Source organism: Halomonas sp. BM-2019 (assembly GCF_017584085.1).
Window position 1 is genome coordinate 2,345,093 of sequence record NZ_CP071922.1, and the last position, 6,250, is coordinate 2,351,342.

A 6,250-nucleotide genomic window follows, 5' to 3' on the forward strand; every position below is an offset into this window, starting at 1 on the left:
CCAGCGATTCCCCGGCCGGCAGCAGCGCCTGGCCCGCCGCGACGTCGCGGCCGCGGCGGCGCACGTTGTCACCCGCGGGGATCTCTGCCGGGACCCGCACCCGGTCGCCCTGGACCTCGACGCACTCCTGCATCACCACGCAGTCGGCGCCGGGCGGCATCGCCCCGCCGGTGAAGATCCGCGCGCAGGTCCCGGCCGCCAGGGGCCCTCCGGTGGCGCCCGCGGTGATCCGCTGGCTGACGGTGAGCCAGCGGCCGGCGTCCTCATGGTGGAGCGCGTAGCCGTCCATGGCGCTGTTGTCGAAGGGCGGCACGTCGAGGCGCGCCGTCACCGCCTCGGCCAGCACCCGCCCGGCGGCACGCTCGCAGGCGAGCCGCTCGCCGGGCAAGGGCTGGACGTCCTCCAGCAGGGCGGCCAGCGCCGCCTCCAGGGGGTTGAGCTCAGCCATGCTGGCCGCGCTCCGGAATGACGAGGTTGGCGAAGTTACAGGGCTTGTGCCGGCTGTCGAGCTGCTCGGCGAGGATGCCGTCCCAGCCGGTGCGGCAGGCACCGGTGGAGCCCGGCAGGCAGAACACCGCGGTGGCATTGGCCAGGCCGCCCAGGCAGCGGCTCTGCACCGTGGAGCTGCCAATCTCCTCCCGGCTCAGCTGGCGGAACAGCTCCCCGAAGCCCTCGATCGGCTTGTCGAGCAGCACCCTGACCGCCTCGGGCGTGGAGTCACGCCCGGTGAAGCCGGTGCCCCCGGTGGTCAGCACTACCTGCACCCCGGGGTCGGCGATCCACTCGGCGACCACGGCACGAATCCGGTAGACGTCGTCGGGAACGATCCGCCGCTCGACCAGGTGGTGCCCGGCGGCGGTGAGGCGTTCCACCAGGGCCTGGCCGCTGCGGTCGGTGGCCTCGGTGCGGGTATCGGAGATGGTCAGCACGGCAATGCCGAGGGGGATCATGGCGTCCTCCATCAGCCGTTTTCCTTCTTGCGAGCCTGACGCGCCTCGAAGGCGGCCTGCTGCTCCGGCGTGGCCTCCTGCTGGTACGTCGCCTTCCACTCCGGATAGGGCATGCCGTAGACGAACTCGCGCGCCTGCTCGTAATCGAGCTCACAGCCCCGCTCCTCGGCGGCGCTCACCAGCCACTTGGAGAGGCAGTTGCGACAGAAGTCGGCCAGGATCATCAGCTCGATGTTCTGGACCTCCTTGTGCTCGTCGAGGTGCTTGAGCAGGCGGCGGAAGGCGGCCGCCTCCAGCTCGGTTCGGGTGGCATCGTCCAGGTGCTCCATGGGGCTTGCTCCTTGGGGGATTGGGGAAGCGGAGAGCAGACAGCATAGCAGAAGGGACGGGGCTCTCCGATGTCGGCAGACAGCCTCCTCCTGGGCGTGCCATCATGGGGGTTCCACCGCTCGCCACGAGGAGCGCCATGCCGTTCAGCCGCAGCCATGCTCGCCTGCCCGCGACCCTGGAGATCGAGGTCCTAGACGAGTACGGCGAGGCGCGCCGCCAGGCCATCGCCGCGGAGCGTGCCCTGACCCTCTACCTCAACAAGCGGGAGATCGTCACCCTGATGACGCTGGGCGACGACCCCGAGGCGCTGGTGGTGGGCTACCTGCGCAACCAGGGGCTGCTTGGCGCCCGGGAGGACCTGCTGGCGGTGCACGTGGACTGGGAGGTGGAGGCCGCCGCGGTGGTCACCCGCCACCTTCCGGCGGATCTCGAGGAGCGCCTGGGCCATCGCACCGTGACCACCGGCTGCGGCCAGGGGACGGTCTTCGGCCGGCTGCTGGAGGCGGTGCCCCGTCAGCCGCTGCCCGAAACCCCGCTGCGCCAATCCACTCTCTACGCGCTGCTGGAGAACCTGGGGGCCTATAATGCGACCTACCGCAGCGCCGGCGCCGTGCATGGCTGCGGCCTGTGCCACCAGGCCCGGGTGCTGGACTTCGTGGAAGACGTGGGGCGCCACAATGCCGTGGATACCCTGGCGGGGCGCCAGTGGCTGGCGGAGGCCGACTCCGGGCGCGCCGATATCTTCTACACCACCGGAAGGCTGACCTCCGAGATGGTGCTCAAGGTGGCTCAGATGGGCATCGGGGTGCTGGTCTCGCGCTCGGGGGTAACCCAGAAGGGGGTCGAGCTCGCCGCTCGCTTCGGGGTAATGCTGATCGCCCGGGCCAAGGGTCGCCACTTCCAGGCGATCCATGCCGCCGGGCGGCTGACGCTGGACGCGATGCCGGCGCGGCGGCCCGGCGATCGGGACCGGCGCTGATCAGACGGCGTCGCTGCGGGAGCAGACCGACAGCACCACGGCATCCTCCCGGCTCATCGAGACCAGGGCGTGGCCCATGTCGCTGTCGAAGTAGATGCTGTCGCCGCACTCGAGCCGCAGCGGCTCGTAGAACTCGGTGTAGAGCAGGACCTCGCCCTCCAGCACCATCAGGAACTCCTCGCCGTCGTGGCGCACCCACTCGCTGAATTCGTCGAAGCTGCGCGCCCGCACGATGGTCTTGAAGGGAATCATCCGCTTCTGGGCCAGCTCGCAGCTGAGCAGCTCATGCTCGTAGGTGGGCGTCGGGTGCAACTGGCCGTGGCCCCGACGGGTCAAGTCGCGGCGCCCCATGGTGCGGGTCTGCTGGCGGGGCGGCGAGAGCAGCTGGGGCAGGTCGATGTCCAGGCCACTGATCAGCTTCTGGACGGCGGTGAAGGTAGGCGAGATCTGATCGTTCTCGATCTTTGACAGGGTGGAGCGCGCCAGGCCGGTGCGCTGGCTGACGTCCTCCAGCGTCCACTGGTTGGCGAGGCGAATCTCCTTGAGGCGTTCCCCCAGGCGCAGGGGCTCGACCAAGGGCTTGCGGCCGGAGGCGATGCGCAGGGCGGCCTCCTGATCGGTGGTGGCGGTCATCTGGCGGTTCACTATAGGAAACAGAGTTTCTCCTAGACTACCACAGCTCCGGCGGGGGAGGTGCCCGCCGAGCCATACAATGCGCGACGGGGCCGTGACCATGGGCCGCGTGGCGGTTTCCCGTCACCGGGAAACGCCTAGTCGGCGAAGGGCAGTCCCAGCAGCGCCTTGAGGTGGGCCTCCACGCTGCGACCCAGCGACTCGAGGTGATAGCCACCCTCCAGGACCGAGACCAGCCGATTGTCGGCATAAAGGCCAGCGATCTCCATGGCCAACCGGGTGACCCAGTAGAAGTCCTCGTCCTCCAGGCAGAGCTCGGCCATCTCATCCTCGCGGTGGGCGTCGAAGCCTGAGGAGAGCAGCACCAGCTCGGGCTTGAAGCGGTGCAGGGCGGGCAGCCAGTCATCCTCGAGGGCGCGGCGGAAGGCGGCGCTGTCGGTACCCGCCTCCAGCGGTGTGTTGACCACGTTCTGCCATTCGCTGCGCAGGTAGCGCCAGGGGTAGAAGGGGTACTGGAAGCTGGTGCAGACCAGCACCTCGGGGTCGTCCTTGAAGATGTCGATGGTGCCGTTGCACTGGTGCACGTCGTAGTCGAGGATGGCGATGCGCCGGGCCCCGTAGCGGGCCCGGGCGTAGGCCGCCCCGACGGCCACGTTGTTGTAGAAGCAGAAGCCCATGGCGTCGGTGGCCTCGGCGTGGTGGCCGGGGGGGCGCACCGCGCAGAAGACGTTGTCGGCCTGGTTGCGGAAGACCTGGTCGACGCCGCGGATGACCGCCCCCGCGGCCACCCGGGCGGCCCCGAGGCTGTCGGGGTTCATCAGGGTGTCGCTGTCGAGGGTCACGATGCCGCTCTCCGGCACGCACTTGTCCAGGGCGCGCAGGTGGCGCAGCGGGTGCACCCGGGCCAGCTCCTCCTCGGTGGCCTCGCGGGCCTCGGACTGCATGGTCTGCTGCAGCAGCCCGGACAGGGCCAGCCGGGCGCGGATCGCTTCCAGTCGCTGTGGGCTCTCGGGATGGTCCGGCCCCATATGGTGGAGCAGGCAGTGGGGGTGGGTGATATAACCGGTGATCATCGTGCTCTCCAGGCTGACTGGCGTCACTTTACGTTGGGCAACGGCTTGCCAGACAGTGTCAATAGGTCGTACACAGTAGGCAGCCAGCTCTTGTCACCATTCGCCGGGAGAGCGTCTTGAGCACTCGTTTCCTGCGTCACTTCTTCGAACCCCGCACCCTCGCCGTGATCGGCGCCTCGGAAAAGCCCGAGTCCCTGGGCGGCCAGGTGATCCGCAACCTCCAGGAAGCCGGTTTCCCCGGGACCCTCTGGGCGGTGAACCCCAAGGGGTACGAGAGCGTCTTCGGCCAGCCCGCCTTCGCCCGCGTCGGCCAACTGCCGGAGCCCCCGGACCTCGCCGTGATCTGTTCGCCGGTGGCCACGGTGCCCGGGCGCATCGCCCGCCTGGGGCGCTTCGGGGTGCGCGCCGCCCTGGTGCTCTCCGGCGGCTCGCACCTGGACGAGGCCCGGGACGGCAAGGCGTCGATCCGCCAGCGCATGCTGGATGCCGCCCGGGAGTCGGGCATTCGTGTGCTGGGCCCGGAGTGCATGGGGCTGATCGTGCCCGGGCGCCGGCTCAACGCCTCCTACGCCAGCCAGCCGATCAAGGCGGGCAGGGTCGCCTACCTGGGTCAGTCCGGCATGCTCGGCACCGCGATGATCGACTGGGCCGCCGGGCGGGGCGTGGGCTTCTCGCACCTGATCACCCTGGGCGACAGCGTCGACGTGCTGCTTCCCGACCTGCTCGACTACATCAACCAGTATTCCCCGACCCAGGCGATCCTGCTGCACCTTGAAAAGATCCTCGACGCCCAGCATTTCATGACCGCCCTGCGCGATGCCTCGCGCAATCGCCTGGTGCTGGCCATCAAGAGCGGCCGCACCCCCCAGTCTGACCTCACTGGGCTGCCACCGACCCCTGGCATCGCCAACCGCGACCAGGTGTTCGACGCCGCCTTCTCGCGTGCCGGGGTGGTGCGGGTCCATGACTCCGACGAGCTGTTCGATGCGCTGATGACCCTGTCGCGCATGAAGCCGCTGCGCGGCGACCGCCTGGCCATCGTCTCCAACGGCCTGGGGCCGGCCATGCTGGCCATCGACAAGCTGATCCATGCCGGCGGCCGGCTCGCCGAGTTCACCGAGGAGACCTGCCGGGCACTCCGGCAGGGCGACTTCGACATGAGCAAACCCGGGGAGAACCCGGTCGACCTCGGCGGCAACGCCACGCCGGAGAAGTTCGTCGATGCCCTGGAGATCGTTGCCGCCGACCCGGGCGTGGATGCGGTGCTGGTGGTCCATGCGCCGACCCGCCTGGCGCCCTCGAAGGTCACCGCCGAGGCGCTGGTGGCCAACCGCAAGCGCTTTCGCCGCAACCTGCTGACCAGCTTCATGGGGCTCGAGGAGGCACTGTCCGCACGCCACGAGTGCAACCTGGCGGGCATCCCGACCTATGTCTCCCCGGAGAAGGCGGTGAAGGCCTTCATGCACATGGTCGACTACCAGCGGGTGCAGGCGCTGCTGCAGGAGACCCCGCCCAGCCTGCCCTTCACCACCACGCCGGATATCCGTCGGCGCTGCCGGACCCTGATCCACGAGGCCAAGGCCGGGGGGCGCGAGACCCTCTCGCATTCCGAGACTGCCCAGGTGCTGGAGGCCTACGGGATCCCCGTGGCACCGAGCCGCTACGTCACCACCCCCGAGCAGGGCGCCGAGGCCGCCGCGGGCATGGCGGGCGCCATGGCGCTCAAGGTGGTGCACGAGGGCAACTGCCGGCCGTTCCGCTATCGCAAGCACCCCCACCGTCTCTCGGCGGGGCTGCTCCAGGACCTGCGCACGCCCGAGCAGGTGGCCGAGGGGGTCCGCCTGCTGGCCGAGAAGGTGACGGAGAAGTACCCGGCCTTCCGGGTTCGCGAGTACTGCCTGCAGCCCATGCAGCGCGGCAAGCACTCGCTGCAGGTGTGCGCCGGCATCACCCGGGACCCGGTGTTCGGCCCGGTCATCGTCTTCGGCATCGGCGGCTACAAGGCCAACATCCTGACCGACCGGCAGGTGGCGCTGCCGCCCCTTAACATGCGCCTGGCCGAGGACCTGGTCGATCGCACCCATGTCGCCAAGCTGCTCCATGAGCACTCCGGCGACCCGCAGCGCGACATCGAGCGGCTCTGCCAGCTGCTGGTCAAGCTCTCCCAGATGGCCAGCGACCTGCTGGAGCTGCGCGGACTAGAGATCAACCCGCTGCTGCTCAACCGTGACGAGACGGTGGCGGTGGACTTCGCCATGGACCTGGGCAGCCCCGCGCGCTTCGCG

Annotated in this window: 6 protein-coding genes and 1 pseudogene; 2 read left to right on the forward strand and 5 right to left on the reverse strand. The window is 69.6% G+C overall.

Annotated elements, in window-relative coordinates; translation table 11 throughout:
* The 3 genes and pseudogenes from J5F18_RS11670 to J5F18_RS11680 form a co-directional block, all read right to left on the reverse strand.
* Nucleotides 1-448: pseudogene (locus J5F18_RS11670) on the reverse strand (molybdopterin molybdenumtransferase MoeA); the annotation flags it as partial.
* Nucleotides 441-962: a molybdenum cofactor biosynthesis protein B gene (gene moaB, locus J5F18_RS11675; RefSeq protein WP_346298795.1), complete on the reverse strand. Its 522-nt coding sequence runs from the start codon at nt 960-962 to the stop codon at nt 441-443. The pseudogene J5F18_RS11670 and the gene moaB, both read right to left, overlap by 8 nt.
* Entirely contained in the window at nt 962-1,279 is a 318-nt protein-coding gene (locus tag J5F18_RS11680; RefSeq protein WP_346298796.1) for a DUF1244 domain-containing protein, read from the reverse strand. Before J5F18_RS11680 ends, moaB begins: the two co-directional genes overlap by 1 nt.
* 137 nt (nt 1,280-1,416) lie before the next feature.
* Here J5F18_RS11680 and J5F18_RS11685 point away from each other — a divergent pair, with 137 nt between their 5' ends.
* Nucleotides 1,417-2,259 carry a formate dehydrogenase accessory sulfurtransferase FdhD gene (locus tag J5F18_RS11685; RefSeq protein WP_346298797.1) on the forward strand — a complete coding sequence of 281 codons (843 nt, stop codon included), beginning with the start codon at nt 1,417-1,419 and terminating at the stop codon, nt 2,257-2,259.
* Here J5F18_RS11685 and J5F18_RS11690 read toward each other — a convergent pair whose 3' ends face one another.
* Nucleotides 2,260-2,892, reverse strand: coding sequence for an XRE family transcriptional regulator (locus tag J5F18_RS11690; RefSeq protein ID WP_346298798.1), 633 nt, complete (start codon nt 2,890-2,892; stop codon nt 2,260-2,262).
* 137 nt (nt 2,893-3,029) lie between these two features.
* On the reverse strand, nt 3,030-3,965 hold the full coding sequence (locus J5F18_RS11695; protein WP_346298799.1) for a histone deacetylase family protein: 936 nt from the start codon (nt 3,963-3,965) through the stop codon (nt 3,030-3,032).
* 116 nt (nt 3,966-4,081) lie between these two features.
* Between J5F18_RS11695 and J5F18_RS11700 the strand changes: the two genes are divergently transcribed.
* Nucleotides 4,082-6,250 (forward strand): acetate--CoA ligase family protein (locus J5F18_RS11700; protein WP_346298800.1); only part of this gene is annotated, 2,169 nt, incomplete at its 3' end.